Annotated in this window: 13 protein-coding genes; 1 reads left to right on the top strand and 12 read right to left on the bottom strand. The window is 73.0% G+C overall.

The genetic code is table 11. The features are described 5' to 3' along the window. Nucleotides 1–636: 636 nt before the first annotated feature. Nucleotides 637–2,139 carry a bifunctional lysylphosphatidylglycerol synthetase/lysine--tRNA ligase LysX gene (gene lysX, locus NOSIN_RS24855; protein WP_077693051.1) on the bottom strand — a complete coding sequence of 501 codons (1,503 nt, stop codon included), beginning with the start codon at nucleotides 2,137–2,139 and terminating at the stop codon, nucleotides 637–639. Nucleotides 2,140–2,331: 192 nt separating this feature from the next. Here lysX and NOSIN_RS24850 point away from each other — a divergent pair, with 192 nt between their 5' ends. Continuing rightward, nucleotides 2,332–3,279 (top strand): cation diffusion facilitator family transporter, encoded by a 948-nt coding sequence (locus NOSIN_RS24850; RefSeq protein WP_077693050.1) that lies wholly within the window; start codon nucleotides 2,332–2,334, stop codon nucleotides 3,277–3,279. Between the two features lie 50 nt (nucleotides 3,280–3,329). Here NOSIN_RS24850 and NOSIN_RS24845 read toward each other — a convergent pair whose 3' ends face one another. The 11 genes from NOSIN_RS24845 to folK form a co-directional block, all read right to left on the bottom strand. Next, nucleotides 3,330–4,112 carry a type III pantothenate kinase gene (locus NOSIN_RS24845; RefSeq protein WP_077693049.1) on the bottom strand — a complete coding sequence of 261 codons (783 nt, stop codon included), beginning with the start codon at nucleotides 4,110–4,112 and terminating at the stop codon, nucleotides 3,330–3,332. Nucleotides 4,113–4,176: 64 nt separating this feature from the next. After that, a complete protein-coding gene (locus tag NOSIN_RS24840; protein ID WP_077693048.1) occupies nucleotides 4,177–6,861 on the bottom strand; it encodes an L-aspartate oxidase in 2,685 nt (894 codons plus the stop codon). 79 nt (nucleotides 6,862–6,940) lie between these two features. Next, the gene (panC, locus tag NOSIN_RS24835; RefSeq protein ID WP_077693047.1) at nucleotides 6,941–7,819 is read right to left on the bottom strand and encodes a pantoate--beta-alanine ligase; all 879 of its coding nucleotides are present in this window, start codon (nucleotides 7,817–7,819) and stop codon (nucleotides 6,941–6,943) included. 64 nt (nucleotides 7,820–7,883) lie between these two features. Beyond that, a complete protein-coding gene (locus tag NOSIN_RS24830; RefSeq protein ID WP_077693046.1) occupies nucleotides 7,884–8,768 on the bottom strand; it encodes a Rossmann-like and DUF2520 domain-containing protein in 885 nt (294 codons plus the stop codon). A 169-nt stretch (nucleotides 8,769–8,937) separates the two neighbouring features. Next, nucleotides 8,938–9,180 (bottom strand): hypothetical protein, encoded by a 243-nt coding sequence (locus NOSIN_RS24825; RefSeq protein WP_077693045.1) that lies wholly within the window; start codon nucleotides 9,178–9,180, stop codon nucleotides 8,938–8,940. A gap of 454 nt (nucleotides 9,181–9,634) precedes the next feature. Next, nucleotides 9,635–9,874, bottom strand: a complete 240-nt coding sequence (locus NOSIN_RS24820; RefSeq protein WP_077693044.1) for a chaplin family protein — start codon at nucleotides 9,872–9,874, stop codon at nucleotides 9,635–9,637. Nucleotides 9,875–10,118: 244 nt separating this feature from the next. Continuing rightward, a complete protein-coding gene (locus NOSIN_RS24815; RefSeq protein WP_375539653.1) occupies nucleotides 10,119–11,618 on the bottom strand; it encodes a PH domain-containing protein in 1,500 nt (499 codons plus the stop codon). A 246-nt stretch (nucleotides 11,619–11,864) separates the two neighbouring features. Beyond that, nucleotides 11,865–12,311, bottom strand: a complete 447-nt coding sequence (locus tag NOSIN_RS24810) for a PH domain-containing protein (RefSeq protein WP_077693763.1) — start codon at nucleotides 12,309–12,311, stop codon at nucleotides 11,865–11,867. A gap of 291 nt (nucleotides 12,312–12,602) precedes the next feature. Continuing rightward, nucleotides 12,603–13,454, bottom strand: coding sequence for a phosphotransferase enzyme family protein (locus tag NOSIN_RS24805; protein WP_077693043.1), 852 nt, complete (start codon nucleotides 13,452–13,454; stop codon nucleotides 12,603–12,605). A gap of 613 nt (nucleotides 13,455–14,067) precedes the next feature. Then, entirely contained in the window at nucleotides 14,068–14,550 is a 483-nt protein-coding gene (locus tag NOSIN_RS24800; protein ID WP_171986636.1) for a DUF3180 domain-containing protein, read from the bottom strand. Further along, complete coding sequence (gene folK, locus NOSIN_RS24795; protein ID WP_077693042.1) at nucleotides 14,550–15,089, bottom strand: 2-amino-4-hydroxy-6-hydroxymethyldihydropteridine diphosphokinase; 540 nt, start codon at nucleotides 15,087–15,089, stop codon at nucleotides 14,550–14,552. The genes NOSIN_RS24800 and folK overlap by 1 nt, the downstream gene beginning before the upstream one ends. Nucleotides 15,090–15,131 lie beyond the last annotated feature (42 nt).

Raw genomic sequence — 15,131 nt, 5'->3', positions numbered from 1 at the left:
GGCGAGGGGCCACCCCTGCCAACCGGTTTGACGGAGTACGCCGTGCACCGCGGAGTCCCCGCGGACCCCTCTGGCACAGGGGTCGGGGGTGGGCGCACGGGTAGCAGGGCCGGTTCGCTGGGGTCTGGGACGGACAGACTCCACCGAGGGCGCGCATGCGCGCGGGACCGGCGGGCCGCTTCGGGGCAGCCCTGGTCCCGCTCACCGTCGTTCTCGATCCACTTCGGCAAACTCGCGGGCCTTGACCCGCCCTCAGCACGCTAGGCCGCCGAGATGATACCGTCAAGGCCCAATAAATCACCATGTGTGATTATGACACTTCCCTCCGTCACAATGTCACGGAAGGGAAAATTCCTTGGCCATGCTGACCTGCGTAAACAATCTTCACCGGAGAGTGTCCGCCCACGGGGCCCGAACACGGGGGAAAACACCGCCCTGTCGCGGGGGTCACCCACCTCTGGCCGCGGGTTCGTGCCCTGTGTCCTTCCGGTGAGGCGTGTCCCGTGGTCCGCTCCGCGTTCCGGCCGCGGACGGCGGGGGCCGCCGCACCCCCGGTGCGACGGCCCCCGGCCTGTCTTTCGGACATCTGGTGGAGCCCTTTATGCCCCCGGTAAAACCGGGGCACAGTGATCCGGGTCAGTCTCCGGAGGGCTTCACGATCGGGAAAAGGACAGTTTCCCGGATGTTCTTTCCCGTGAAGGCCATGAGCAGCCGGTCGATACCGACGCCCACCCCGCCGGTCGGCGGCATGCCGTACTCCAGCGCGCGCAGGAAGTCCTCGTCCAACTGCATCGCCTCGGGGTCGCCCTCGGCGGCCATCAGCGACTGCCGGGTGAGGCGCTCACGCTGCTCGACCGGGTCGACCAGCTCCGAGTACCCGGTGCCCAGCTCCATGCCGAAGCCGATCAGGTCCCACTTCTCGGTGAGCAGCGGGTCCTCGCGGTGCTGGCGGGTGAGCGGGCTCGTCTCCACCGGGAAGTCCCGTACGAAGGTGGGCTGGACGAGCGTGTGCTCCACCAGCTCCTCGAAGAGGTGCTCGACGAGCTTGCCCTGGCCCCAGTCGGGGCCGTACTCGACGCCCCTGGCGTCGGCTAGGCGCCGGACCTCCTCGATCGGGGTCCGCGGACCGACCTCGGCCTCCAGCGCCTCGGAGACAGCGCCGTACAGGGTGACCTGCGGCCACTCCCCGCCCAGGTCGTAGGACTGGCCGTCACGCTCGATCACGGTGGAGCCGAACACGGCACGCGCCGCCTCCTGGAAGAGCTCCCGGGTCACGTCGGCCATGACGTTGTAGTCGGCGTAGGCCTGGTAGAACTCCAGCATCGTGAACTCGGGGTTGTGCGTGGAGTCCGCGCCCTCGTTGCGGAAGTTCCGGTTGATCTCGAAGACCTTCTCCAGGCCGCCCACCACCAGCCGCTTGAGCGACAGCTCCGGGGCGATACGCAGGTACAGGTCCATGTCGTAGGCGTTGATGTGGGTGACGAACGGGCGCGCCGTGGCGCCTCCGTGCACCCGCATCAGCATGGGCGTCTCGACCTCGATGAAGTCGCGGGAGCTGAGCCCCTCCCGGATCGCCCGGATGGCGGCCGAGCGGCGGCGCACCATCTGCTGGGACTCGGGGTTGACGATGAGGTCGACGTAGCGCTGGCGCACCCGCGCCTCGGGGTCGGTCAGGCCCTTGTGCTTCTCCGGCAGCGGGCGCAGGCACTTGGCCGTGAGCGTCCAGCCGCGTACCAGGATCGACAGCTCGCCGCGGCGGGAGGTGATGACCTCTCCCTCCACGCCCACGTGGTCGCCGAGGTCGACGTCGGCCTTCCAGGCGTCCAGGCGCTCCTTGCCCACCTGGTCCAGGGAGAGCATGATCTGGACGTCGCCGGTCTCGTCGCGCAGCGTCGCGAAGCACAGCTTGCCGCCGGTGCGGTAGAGCATGACGCGGCCGGCGACGGAGACCTCCACACCCGTACGGGTGTCCGCCTCCAGGCCCTGGTGTTTGTCTCGCACGGCTCCGATCGACGTCGTCCGCGGGAAGGTCACGGGGAAGGGGTCGGTGCCCTCCTCACGCAGCCGGTCCAGCTTCTGCCGCCGGACACGCATCTGTTCGGGCAGGTCGTCGTAGGTGTCGTCGTGCGCGTGGTTCACGCGCACGATCCTACCGGCGTCCCGGCGCCCGGCCGACCGGTCCGCCGGTCGCGCCCGGCCCCGCGGGGGCCGGGACGGCGGGGGCGCGGGACGGGCCCGGGCGAGTCCGGTCACTAGTATTGCGCTGCCCCACCCCGGCGTTTTTCCGGCGTTTTCCGACCAAGAGCAGTACCTACGAGAGATGGACCACTGGTGAGTGTTGAGGGAAGCACGAAGGCCGTCGTCATGGCCCTGTGCGCGAATCTGGGAATCGCCGCGACCAAGTTCGTGGCCTACGCCCTGACCGGATCGTCGTCGATGCTGGCCGAGGCCATCCACTCGGTCGCCGACTCCGGCAACCAGGCGCTGCTGCTCATCGGCGGCAAGCGTGCCCGCCGGGGCGCCACCGCGGAGCACCCCTTCGGGTACGGCCGCGAACGCTACGTGTACTCGTTCATGGTGGCGATCGTGCTGTTCAGTCTCGGCGGCCTGTTCGCCCTCTACGAGGCCTGGCACAAGCTCTCCCACCCCGAGCCCATCACGAGTTGGCAGTGGGTGCCCGTGGCCGTGCTGCTGGTCGCGATCGCGCTGGAGTCGTCCGCCATGCGCACCGCGATCAAGGAGTCCAACGCGGTCCGCGGCAACGCGAGCTGGGTGCAGTTCATCCGCCGCTCCAAGTCCCCGGAGCTGCCCGTCATCCTGCTGGAGGACGCGGGCGCGCTGGTCGGCCTGGTGTTCGCCCTGATCGGCGTCAGCCTGACCCTGGTCACCGGCAACGGCGTGTGGGACGGCCTGGGGACCGCCGCCATCGGCGTCCTGCTGGTGGTCATCGCGATCGTGCTGGCCATCGAGGTCAAGAGCCTGCTGATCGGCGAGTCGGCGACCGTCGAGAACGTCCAGGCGATCCGCAGGGCCATCGAGTCGGTCGACGCCGTGGACCGCCTGATCCACATGCGCACCATGCACGTGGGCCCCGAGGAGCTGCTGGTGGCCGCCAAGGTCGCCGTGGACGCCCGGGACGACGCGGGCCGGGTGACCGAGGCGATCAACGAGGCCGAGGACCGTATCCGCTCCTCGGTGCCCATCGCCACGCTGGTCTACATCGAGCCGGACCTGTTCCGGGCCGACCACGCCGTGCCGAGGACGCCCGGATCCGTCTGACACGGGCTCCGGGGCGGGGAGCGCCCGCCCCGGAACCGGCCCCGGCCGGGTCAGCCGACGTTGCGCGCGAAGACCAGCCGCAGGCCGATGAGGGTCAGCCACGGCTCGTGCAGGTCGACGGTCTCGCACTCGCCGACGACCGTGGAGGCGAGCCCGCCGGTGGCGACCACGGTCACGTCGTCGGGTGAGTCGGTGAGTTCGGCGACCATGCGGTCGACGATCCCGTCTACCTGGCCCGCGAAGCCGAACACGATGCCCGAGCGCAGCGCCTCGGTGGTGTTCTTGGCGATGGCCGACCGCGGCCTGACGATCTCCACCATGTGCAACTGGGCGCCGCGCCGGGACAGTGCGTCCACGGAGATGTCGATACCCGGGGCGATGGCGCCGCCCACGTACTCCCCCCGGGCGCTGATGGCGTCGAAGGTCGTCGCGGTGCCGAAGTCCACCACCACCGCCGGACCTCCGTAGAGGTGGGTGGCGGCCAGCGCGTTGATGATCCGGTCGCTGCCCACCTCCTTGGGGTTGTCCATCCGGATCGGCACGCCGGTCTTGACGCCGGGTTCGACGATCACGGCGGGGATGTCACCGAAGTGGCGGCGGAACATGTCGCGCATCTCGTGCTGTACCGACGGCACCGAGCAGCACATGGCGATCCCGTCGATCTCGTCGGGCCCGTTCAGGCTGCTGCCCTCGACGAGGCCCCTCAGCACCACGGACCACTCGTCCGCGGTGCGCCGCGTGTCGGTCCCCACCCTCCAGTGTTCGAGAAGGTCGTCGGCTTCGAAGAGACCGAACACCGTCTCGGAGTTACCGACGTCGATCGCGAGCAGCATGCTGGGGGCCTCATCCGTGGTCGAAGTGGTGTGTTCTCAGGGAATCTTCCACCAACCGGGGCACTCACAACAGGTCGAGTGCGATATCCAGTGCCGGACTGGAGTGGGTGAGCGCGCCGACCGCCAGGTAGTCGACCCCGGTGCGGGCCACGTCGCCCGCCACGTCCAGGGTCAGTCCGCCGGAGGACTCCAGCCGCGCACGGCCCGCGACCAGCGCGACCGCCTCGCGGAGCCGCTCGACGGGGAAGTTGTCGAGGAGGATCTCCTCCGCACCCGCGGCGATGGCGTCCTCGATCTGGTCGATCCGGTCCACCTCGACCTCCAGGGGCAGGTCGGGGAAGCGCGCGCGGATGGCGCGGACCGCCTCACCGACGCCTCCGGCGGCGACCACGTGGTTGTCCTTGACCAGGCCGGCGTCGCTGAGGCCGTAGCGGTGGTTGACCCCGCCACCGCAGCGCACCGCGTACTTCTCCAGGGCGCGCAGCCCGGGCCGGGTCTTGCGGCTGTCGCGGATCCGGGCGCCGGTCCCGGTCACGGCGTCCACCCAGGCGCGGGTGGCGGTGGCGATTCCGGACATGTGGGTGAGGAAGTTCAGGGCGGTCCGCTCCGCGGTGAGCAGGTCGCGGGTGCGGGCGTTGACGGTCATCAGCACGTCGCCGCGCTTGACCGCGGCGCCGTCCTCCACGGTCCGGTGCGCCTCCAGGGCGCCGTCGCAGACCATCCAGAACACGAGCTCGGCGAGCGGGAGCCCGCTGACGGTGCCGTCCGCGCGGGCCACCACGTGCGCGGTGCGCACCTGGTCGGCCGGGATCGTGGCGACGGTGGTGACGTCGATGCCCGGACCGGCGGTGAGGTCCTCGGACAGGGCGCGGCGGACCAGGTCCACGTGGGACTCGGAGGGCGCGGTGTGGGCGAGGGTGAACTCGGCGCGGGAGTCCGGGTCCGGGCGCCCCGGAAGGCGGGAGCCCCCCGCCTCTCCCGTGCCTGGCTCGCTCCCCGCCGACGGCACGTCCGACGCCTCCGGAACCCCGCCGGCGCCCGAACCGGCGAGGGGAAGGGTGATGGCGTCCAGCTCCGCGACGAGCTCGGGCGGCAGTGAGGGCGTCCAGTCCTCGTCGGTGGTCACGGCGGTGTTCCCTTCCAGTCGGACGACGACGGGCCGGATCCGGAGTCCGGGCCGGGGCTCGGGGTGGTCGGCTCGCTGGTGGGAGCCCCTGCTCTCGGTCCTGTGCAGCGCGGCGGCGGCCACGAGCCGGGCCACGGTGAGCAGGTTGGCGGTCTCCCAGGCGGCCACGTCGGGGGTGGCCGGGGAGGACGGGCGGGCGAGGGCGTCGAGTTCGGCGGCCAGCCCGGCCAGCCCCTCACCGGTGCGCAGGACCCCGGCGTGGCGCGACATCAGGGTACGCACCCGGGCGGCGCAGGCGGGGTCCGCGAGCGGTGTGACGGTTCCGGAGGCGACGCCGCGCGCGGGCCGGGGCACGGGCGGCGCCTCGGCCAGGCGCCGGGCGATCCGGTCGGCGTAGACCAGACCTTCCAGCAGGGAGTTGGAGGCGAGCCGGTTGGCGCCGTGCACCCCGGTGCGGGCGACCTCGCCGACGGCCCACAGGCCGGGGACCGAGGTACGGCCGTCGATGTCGACCTCGGCGCCGCCGGAGGCGTAGTGGGCGGCCGGGGCGACGGGGACGGGCTGGACGAGCGGGTCGATGCCGTGCTCGCGGCAGGAGGCGAGGATGGTCGGGAAGCGCCTCTCCCAGGTGGCCCGGCCGAAGTGGCGGGTCTCCAGGTAGACGTGGTCGACGCCCTGCTCGGCCATGGTGCGGGCGATGGTGCGCGCCACCACGTCGCGCGGGGCCAGGTCGGCCAGCTCGTGGACGCCCTCCATGACGCGGTCTCCCCCGGCGTCCACGAGGTAGGCGCCCTCGCCGCGCAGGGCCTCGGAGACGAGGGGCTGGCGGCCGCGCGCCTCGGGGCCGAGCCAGAGCACGGTGGGGTGGAACTGGATGAACTCCAGGTCGCGCAGGCGCGCCCCGGCCCGGGCGGCCAGGGCGAGGCCGTCGCCGGTGGACACGGGCGGGTTGGTGGTGGCGGCGAAGATCTGCCCCATGCCCCCGGTGGCCAGGACCACGGCGGGGGTGAGGACGGCGCCGACGCCGTCGCGCGCGCCCTCGCCCATGACGTGCAGGGTGGCGCCGCGGACGGCCCCGGTCCCGGGGTCGCGCAGGGTGTCCAGGGCGACGGCGTGCTCGATGGCCTCGATGCGCTCCTCGGCGAGGACGGCGGCGACGAGGGCGCGCTGGATCTCGGCACCGGTGGCGTCGCCGCCCGCGTGCGCGACGCGGTCGGCGCGGTGGCCGCCCTCCCGGGTGAGCGCGAGGCCGCCGTCGTCGGTGCGGTCGAACTCGGCGCCCAGGCCGATGAGCCAGCGCAGGGCGTCGGGGCCCTCGGTGGCCAGGACGTTGACGGCGTGGGGGTCGGACAGGCCCGCCCCGGCCAGGTGGGTGTCGACCATGTGGGCGACGGGCCCGTCCTCGGGGGCCATGGCGGCGGCGATCCCGCCCTGGGCGTAGGCGGTGGAGCCGGTGGACAGCCGGTCCTTGGTGACGAGCACGACACGTCCGCGCTCGGTGAGCTGGACGTAGCGCAGTGCGGTGCTCAGGCCCGCGATGCCCGATCCGACGACCGCGACGTCGGCCTCGACGGTCCACCCGGGTTCGGGTGCGTCGAGCCGTGTCTGGGTGGATGTGCTCATCTGGGTTCTCTTTTCCGGGGCGCCGCCGGTGCGCGACGCGGCCGTGTCGTGGTCCGGACCGGTGGGGGGCCGGACACGGCTACAGGGTCACCGACACGTTGTCGATGAGCCGGGTCGTGCCCACGCGGGCGGCGACGGCGAGGACCGCCTCGCCCTCGTGGTCCGCGGGGGCTTCGGCGAAGGTCGCGGGGTCGACCAGCGCGAGGTAGTCGGGTTCGACGGGCGGTTCGGCCCCGGCGGCCTCCTCCAGGACGGCCCGCGCGGCGGCGCGGACGGCGTCGGGGCCGTCGGCCGCGGCGCGGCGGCCCGCCGTCAGGGCGCGGGACAGGGACAGGGCGCTGGCGCGCTCGGCGTCGGAGAGGTAGACGTTGCGGCTGGAGGAGGCCAGGCCGTCGGGATCGCGCTGGACGGGAACGCCGGCGATCTCCACGGGCATGTCCAGGTCGGCGACCATGCGGCGGACGAGGGCGATCTGCTGGGCGTCCTTCTCCCCGAAGACCGCGAGGTCCGGTCGGACCAGGTGGAACAGCTTGGCGACCACGGTGAGGACCCCGGTGAAATGCCCGGGGCGTGAGGCGCCCTCGAGCCGCTCGCCCATGGCGCCGGCGTCGACGGTGACCATCTGCGGGAGGGGGTACATGGTCTCGACGGCGGGGGCGAAGACGACGTCCACGCCCTCCTCGGCGCACAGCGCGGTGTCGCCGGGCAGGTCGCGCGGGTAGCGGTCGAGGTCCTCGTCCGGGCCGAACTGGAGCGGGTTGACGAAGACGCTGACGACCACGGTGTCGGCACGGTCCCGGGCCAGCCGCATGAGGCTGCGGTGGCCCCCGTGCAGGGCGCCCATGGTGGGGACGAGGGCGACGCTCCCGGCATCGGAGAGGGCGCCGCGCAGCTCGTCGGGCGTGTGCGCGACGAGGGGCCTGCCGGTGGTCGCGGAGTGGGGTGCGGGCTTGGTCATCGGTGGGTTTCCCGTGGTGGTGTCCTGTGCGCGGGCGGCGGGGGCGCCGTGGTCGGGGCAGGCCTCAGCGGCGGAGGACGTCGAGCAGGCGCGCGGCGTCCTCGGGTTTGAGCATCCCGGCGTTGATGGCGCGGTCGGCGGTGAGCCGGGCGAGTTCGACGTAGCTGGCCACGCTCTCGGGGGCGTTCTCGCGCAACTGCTCGATGTGTCCGGCGACGGTCCCGGCGTCACCGCGCAGGACGGGCCCGCTCAGGCCGTGGATGCCCAGGCGCAGGGCGTTGTCCAGGGCGGCGCTGAGCATGGGGGCGAGCACGCGTCCGGGTTCGGGTACGCCGGCGGAGACGAGCAGGGCGGCGCTGTCGGCGACCAGGGTGACCAGGTGGTTGGCGCCCCCGGCGAGGGCCGCGTGGTAGAGCGTGCGCTTGTCCTCGGGGATCCACACGGGTTCGGCGCCCATCTCGACGACGAGGGCCTCGGCGATGGGGCGCAGCTGCTCGGGCGCGGTGATGCCGAAGGCGCAGTTGGCGAGGCGGTCGACGTCCTCGTCGCGGCCGGTGAAGGTCATGGCGGGGTGGAGCGCGAGCGGGAGGGCCCCGGCGACGGTGGCCGGGGCGAGGACGCCGTAGCCGTGGGCGCCGCTGGTGTGGACGAGGATCTTGCCGCGCAGGTCGGTTCCGGTGGAGGCGAGGCCCTCGACGAGGTCGGGCAGGGCGTCGTCGGGAACGGTGAGCAGGACGAGGTCGCAGGCCTCGGCCACCTGGGCCGGTTCGAGGACGCGGGCGGTGGGCAGGCGGTCGGTGACGCGTTCCTTGGAGGACTCCGAGACCGCGGAGGCGGCGACGACCTTGTGTCCGGCCCGGCCCAGTGCCCGGCCGAGGACGGAGCCGACCCGGCCGGGGCCGATGACGCCGACCCGTAGACGGGCGGGGCGTCCCTGCGTCGTCTCCATGTGCGTGCCCCCTCGTGGTGCGGTGCGTCTGGTGCGTCCGAGTCCTGCCGCGACGTGACGCCTGAGCACACGATAGCCCTCTTGGAGCGGTGACCTGCCGCCCCGCCCCCGTGCACGCACGTGGGGACGGACACGGTGTGTCCGCCCCCACGTCCGGCCTCCGGTCCCCCTAGTTCTGGATGATCACTCCGGAGTTGAAGCAGGAGGCGAGGGACCTGCCCAGGACGGCGTTGGAGTTGCCGCAGCCCGTGTTCTCGTTCATGACGCCGTTGACGTAGGACAGGTTGTCGCTGAGGTCGGATCCGTGGTTGGAGGTCCAGGTGCCGACGTGCGCCGCCGCCGGTGCGGCGGTGAGGAGGACCCCGGCGGAGGCGAGGATCACGGCGCCGGTGGCGAGCGTCTTCTTGAGCACTGCGCGTCTCCTTCTGTGTCCGGTCGGGGGACCGCCGGACTGGTGGTCTTCCGTCGGCGCCTTGGTGCGCCGAGACGGAAGTTACCCCCGGAGGACCCTCGCCCACCCGCGTTGAACTGGGTTTATGGCGAGGACCCCTCCGGTGTTGACACTCTGTGGCCGCCCGTCCCGGGGTCGATCGGGACAAAGGTTCCACATCGTCGGGAGGGGTGAATCCGCAGCGTCACGGGCGGACGTGTTTCCAGACGGGTGCCAATGGGTGGTTGCGGTCGACCGGGACGGGCGGGACACGGAAGGGGCGGGCCCCGCCCTGTCCGGGACACGGCGAAGGCGCCACCCCGTTGTCACGGAGTGGCGCCTCACGCGTGGAACCCGCGGCTTCCGGCCGGTGCCCGGCTGGAACGCCTCCGGCCGGGCACCGCCGTCCGGCCGCGCCGGAGCGGCCGGCCCCGCGTCAGTCCTCGATGACGGTGGCGCCGGAGTCGACGCAGTTGGCGCCGGCGACGCCGAGGACGGCGATGGCGTTGCCGCAGACGTTGACCGGGACGTTCAGGTCGGCGACGAGCTGGTTGCCGCCGAGGACCGATCCGTTGCCGGAGGTGAAGACGTCGTCGGCCATGGCCGGAGTACCGGTGAACAGGACGCCCGCGGCGGCGGCGACGATGGCGCTGGCGGCGAAGGTCTTCTTCAGCATGTGTTTCTCCCGTCGGACCTGTTGGTGGGGGGTGCCAACCGGTCGATAACGTTGACGATGTGTATGACAGTGAACACTCGCCGTGTTCGGCCACCATTTAGCCATACTCAACCGCCCCGCGTGGCCAAAATGCCGAAGTGTTGCGCGCCCGCGAGCTGGAGTTATCACCTTCAGTGCGCATCCATGTCCGACATGTGAGCCATAACTGGAAGCACTCTGACCCCTTAATGTGATGCATGACACATCAGGGTTCGGGGGTGTCCTCCCGGCCCTCCGTCCGGCCCTCGGCAGGAGTGCCGAATGTGCCGGTCCTCCCGGTTTCCGGCTCCCCCGGTTCGGGCTCCTCCCGTTCGGCGCCCCGGCCTTCCGCCTCCGCGAACCGCGGCCGCCGGGACCCCTCCGGACCGCTCCCGGGCCGGGCGGCGGTCTCCTCGGCCGCGTCGGGCCGGCGGGTCAGGGTCGACCGGGTCGCCCAGCGCTCGGTGCCCGCGGAGGGCACACGGGCCCGGCGCCCGTACTCCACCAGTGCGTCCAGGAAGCGGCGCGCCTCCCCCGCCTCACGGCAGGACGCCTTCGCGCGTACCGGCCCCGGAGGCGTGTCCACGTCCACCGCCATCCGGCCGGTGAAACGGGCCAGCGGCCCCGCCACCAGGCGCACGGCCTGCACCCGCTCCACCGGAACGATCTCCGTCACCAGGCAGAACAGGCCGCGGGTGCTGACGAACAGGTGCTCGTCCACGCCCACCATGCTCGGCACCGGACTCCGGTTGGGCACCAGCGGCACGTACGCGGCCTCGCTCTCCGGGAAGAGTTCGTTGACCAGCGCGAAGGCCCTGCGGCGCGGTGCGGCGGGCAGCAGCGTGGCCGAGTCGCCCTGGCGGGCACCCGCGTATCCCGCGACGTTGGCCTCGACCCGAGCCACGCCCAGGGCGCGCCAGAGCAGGGGCTCGACCACGCGCACGGCCTGCACACGGCCCGGGGGGACCGTCTGCATACGGCGCTGGAACATGCCGTAGCGCAGCCGCAGGCCGTCGGAGGACAGGGAGGCGTAGTAGTCCGTGTAGCGGGCCAGCGGGCCCCAGAAGTAGCGCAGCAGCCCCAGGGTGAGCGGCAGGATCGCGCCGACCACACCGGGCTCGGTGAAGACCGCGCCGGCCGTGGCGAGCATGAGCAGCAGGATGAAGGACAGCAGGATCGGAACGCGGAAGGTGAGCGCGCCGAGCAGCAGCGGGAACGGCAGCCGGTAGAACGGCCACTCCGGCGCCTCGGGCGAGCGCCCGGGGAGTCCGGCGGCGTGCGCGAGGATGGCCACCCGCATGCGCTCGGCCAGGTTCCGGGGCAGGCAGCGCAACCGGATGTCGCTCCCGTCGCCCCCCGCCATCTCGATGTGGAGATCGGCCATGCCGAACACCTGCATGAGCAGGGGCCGGACCACGTCCACCGCCTGTAGGCGGCTGAGCGGGACCTCGCGTGAACTGCGCATGGCGAGGCCGCTGTGGACCACCAGGTGGTCCTCGCGCAGCCCGAAGGTTCCGTACCACCAGGCGGGCAGGGCGTAGGCGAGGGCGCCGAAGACGACGGCCACCGTCATCATCACCACCCAGCCGATGCCGAAGGTGTTGAGGATCGGGCCGATCAGCGCCACGAACACCAGGGTCACCGCGATGGTCTGGAGCGGGACGACCATCCAGTGGGAGCGGTACACACCCGTGGTGACGTCGTCCTCGGCCCGGGGGCGCGACACGGGTGGCGGCCGCCACCCGACGGACGGCGGCAGGAGTGTGGGCGCCTGCGGGGGCGGCCACGGGAGTCCCGGCGGCCCCGGGTGCCCCGCGGGCGCCGTCGGGGCTCCCCCCGGCCACTGTGGAGCGCCGGGGCCGCCCGGTGGCGGAGCGGGCTGTTGCGGGTGCCCGGGTTGACCGGGCTGCCGCGCGGAGCCGGGCCACGGTCCTCCGTGGGGTTCCTGTGGTGGGTGACCTGGTCCGTGCACTTACAACCCCGTCGAGAAGCTCTCGCTGCGCGCCGCGAGCCGGTCGCGCATCTGGACGGCCTCGGTCAGCGGGAGTCCCACCACCCGGGTGTCGGCGGTGCTGGCGGCGGTGCGCACACGCACTGTGGCGATCCCCAGGGCCTGTTCGAGGAGGTCGGCGGTGACGTCCACGACCTGCATCCGTCCGTAGGGGATGACCACCAACTGCCGGACGAACACCCCGTAGGTGAGGTAGAGCTCCTCCGGGCCTTCCGTGTACCCCCACGACCGGCGGAAGCGCCCGGCCAGGATCCAGCCCACGACGAAGACCAGCAGGACGGATCCCGCCCAGGCGGCGGCCGGGGGCCAGGAGGTCCAGAGGAGCAGCAGGGGCACTCCCACGCCGGCGGCGACCAGGCACAGGGCGCCCACCACGATCCTGCGGTACCAGGCCAGGGCGGGCGACACACGGCTCCACGAGGCGTTCGCGGGCGGCGCGAACGCGGCGTCGAGCGGCCGCGCCGCCTCGTCCGGCTGGTCACGCCCGTCCGACTGGTCCCGCCCGTCCTGTGGGGCGGGGCTCGGCGGCGGGGTCGGTTCACTGGTCTCCACGGAGTCAGTCAACCATCCGCGGGCAAGGGTCCGGCGGAGCGGCTCGGCGTGGAGCCGAAGTCGGACGAAAGATTGCTTTCCCGCTTCTTTCCGGCGCCCCGGTCCCGGCGTCGGCAGCCGGTCGGCTACGACCTCGAAGGTCCGCGGTCAGCCACGGACGTCCAGGCCGTCGCGGTCGAGTGCCGCTCGGATCCGCCTGAGCCACTCCGTGCCCATCCGGCGCCCGTTCGGGAACTGGTCGCCTCGGTCCCAGCGCCACGTCGTGACCATCGCCAGCACGAGGATCCGGCACGCGCGCAGCAGGCCCTGGTCGAGACCCGGGTAGTGCTCGCCGGCTTCCTCGGGCGCGTGGGCGAGGTCGAATTCGACGGGCCCGCGGCAACACGTCTCAAGGTCCACGAACAACAGCCCGTTCTCCGTGGTGAGCACGTTGCCCGGGTGCGGCTCGCCGTGCAGCGGCTGCTCGGCGCCGCCGCGCTCGCCGATCACCCGTCTCAGGCCTCCCAACGTGTCGCCGAGCAGCTCCCGGTCCGCGTCGGCGAGCGCCGGAGTGCGGTCGCGGTCCGCCACGAGTCCTCGGGCCTGCTCGACCCGGTCCGTGAAATGCGGCACCGGGACGTCGAGCTCGCGCATGCCGGCGTGCAGCCGCCCGAGCGCATCGGCGTAGTCGGCCGGTGAGGCCTCTCCACGCGCCAGGGGCCCGTAGTAGGTCCACAGCGTGACCGTGAAGCCGTCGTGCTCATGGACGCGCGGCTCCACCCGGGGATCGAGGGCGGCCACGGGACACCCGGATTCGGCGAGCCGCCGGGCGAGCTCCACCTCGAACCGTGCGGCCCGGTGCGCTACGGGTGCCACCCGGGCCAGGACCTCACAAGGCAGCAGACGCAGAGTGAGCCTGTTCGAGTCGTGGAGGACGACCGCGTCGTCGGCTGTCAGGCCGAGCGAGGAGGCGGTCGACACGGCCGCGGCCACCGCGCGCGGGACCTCTGACGCCTGCATCGTCGCCCGGCCCCTCTCGCCTGAGTGCCGCCATGGCCCTCCAGGCGGTGCGATCGCTCACCATACCGGGTCCTCGGCCGAAGAGCCGCGGTGGCGCGACGGGCTGGACGCGACCGTACCGGCGCTCCGCCCCCGGCCGTTCAGCCGGCAACCGTCGGACGACGCGGGCGACTTCCGTCGCGGAGCCGGGTCCTGTCCGGTGGACTCGGTCCTGTGCCGCCGGGGGCGAGGGCGCCGACGGGGTTCTGGAGGCCGCGCAGGTGTGCCCGTGAGGTACGAGCGGGTGCACCGTAGGGGCCAAGGTTCCCGTACCTGCGGCGTCCGAGCACGAGGTGAAGCGCAGCGGAGCCTCAGGGACGACACAGCGGGGGCGCCGACGGGGTTCTGGAGGCCGCGCACGAGCGGGCGCACCGCAGGGGCCGAAGGTTCCCGTGCCTGCGGCGTCCGAGCACGAGGTGAAGCGCAGCGGAGCCTCAGGGACGACACAGCGGGGGCGCCGACGGGGTTCTGGAGGCCGCGCACGAGCGGGCGCACCTGCGGGGGCTGAAGGTTCCCGTACCTACGGCGTCCGAGCACGAGGCGAAGCGCAGCGCAGCCTCAAGGAGACACGGCGCTAGCTCACGCCGGGCGGGTCGTCGTCCTCGTCGTCGGGGATCCGGCAGGCGTACTCCAGGTAGAGGGCGGCGGCGAGCAGCAGCCCCGCCGACAGCGCCGTGCCCAGCGCGGTGAGGAACACACTCCAGTGGGTGGGCAGCACCAGCGTGTCCGACACCGACAGCGCCATCCCCGCGAAGAAGCCCAGCGCCAGCGAGGCGAACAGCGCGCTGGCCTTGGCCAGGGCGACCAGCCGGGCGGCGCTGAGCGGCTGTATCGGCTCGGTGCCGGGCTCCCGCCGGATACGCCGCCGGGTCCGCCCGGCCGTGTAGCCCTCCGCCAGCGCGAGCAGCACCAGGGTCGGGATCGCCGACCACGGCAGCGGCGGCAGCCCCGACAGGGAGTTGGTGAGCAGCACCCCCAGGAGACCGCCGACCACCGCCAGCAGCGCGGGGACCCGCCACCCGGTGGGGCGCATCCTCCGCTCGTCCTCCTCCGGCATCAGTGCCCGTTCCCCTCATCCGGCAGGCGCAGCGCCAGGTCCGCGCGCCGGAGCAGCAGCTGCTCGCCCGCGACGTCCTCCGCCGCCACCGCGGCCAGCAGGCCGGCGACCGGGCCGCGGCCGGGCAGCTCCGCGCCCGGGTCGGTGTCCAGCCACGGCCGGAGCACGAACGCCCTCAGGTGCGCGCGCGGGTGCGGCAGGGTCAGTTCCGGGTCGTCGTCGCGCACGTCCCCGAACGCGACGACGTCCACGTCCAGCGTGCGCGGCCCCCACCGGACCTCGCGGACCCGCTCGAGGGCCCGCTCGGCGGCCCGGGCCCGCTCCAGCAGGTCCCGGGGGCCGCCGCCGGTGTCCACGACGAGGACCGCGTTGAGGAAGGCGCCCTGTTCGGGGCCGCCCACGGGCGCGGTCTCGTAGACGGGGGACACCGCCACCGGGACCGGCGCGTCCGCGCCGCCCAGCAGCGTGTCCACCGCGCCCTGGAGGGCCGCCATCCGGTCCCCGAGGTTGGAGCCCAGGGAGAGCACGGCGCGGGTCACGTCCGCACCCGCCCCTCGCCCCGGTCCCCGGATCCCGTCGGG

Source organism: Nocardiopsis sinuspersici, assembly GCF_001998325.1.
Lineage (GTDB): Bacteria > Actinomycetota > Actinomycetes > Streptosporangiales > Streptosporangiaceae > Nocardiopsis > Nocardiopsis sinuspersici.
Note: the sequence above shows the minus strand (reverse complement) of the source record. Positions and strands in the feature narration are given on the sequence as shown.

Coding starts and splice junctions, on each gene's coding strand:
- NOSIN_RS24845 (WP_077693049.1), bottom strand. CDS start 4,112: ATGCTGCTCGCGATCGACGTCGGTAACTCCGAGACGGTGTTCGGTCTC.
- panC (WP_077693047.1), bottom strand. CDS start 7,819: ATGACCAAGCCCGCACCCCACTCCGCGACCACCGGCAGGCCCCTCGTC.
- NOSIN_RS24840 (WP_077693048.1), bottom strand. CDS start 6,861: ATGAGCACATCCACCCAGACACGGCTCGACGCACCCGAACCCGGGTGG.
- NOSIN_RS24820 (WP_077693044.1), bottom strand. CDS start 9,874: ATGCTGAAGAAGACCTTCGCCGCCAGCGCCATCGTCGCCGCCGCCGCG.
- NOSIN_RS24830 (WP_077693046.1), bottom strand. CDS start 8,768: ATGGAGACGACGCAGGGACGCCCCGCCCGTCTACGGGTCGGCGTCATC.
- NOSIN_RS24800 (WP_171986636.1), bottom strand. CDS start 14,550: ATGCCGGAGGAGGACGAGCGGAGGATGCGCCCCACCGGGTGGCGGGTC.
- NOSIN_RS24805 (WP_077693043.1), bottom strand. CDS start 13,454: ATGCAGGCGTCAGAGGTCCCGCGCGCGGTGGCCGCGGCCGTGTCGACC.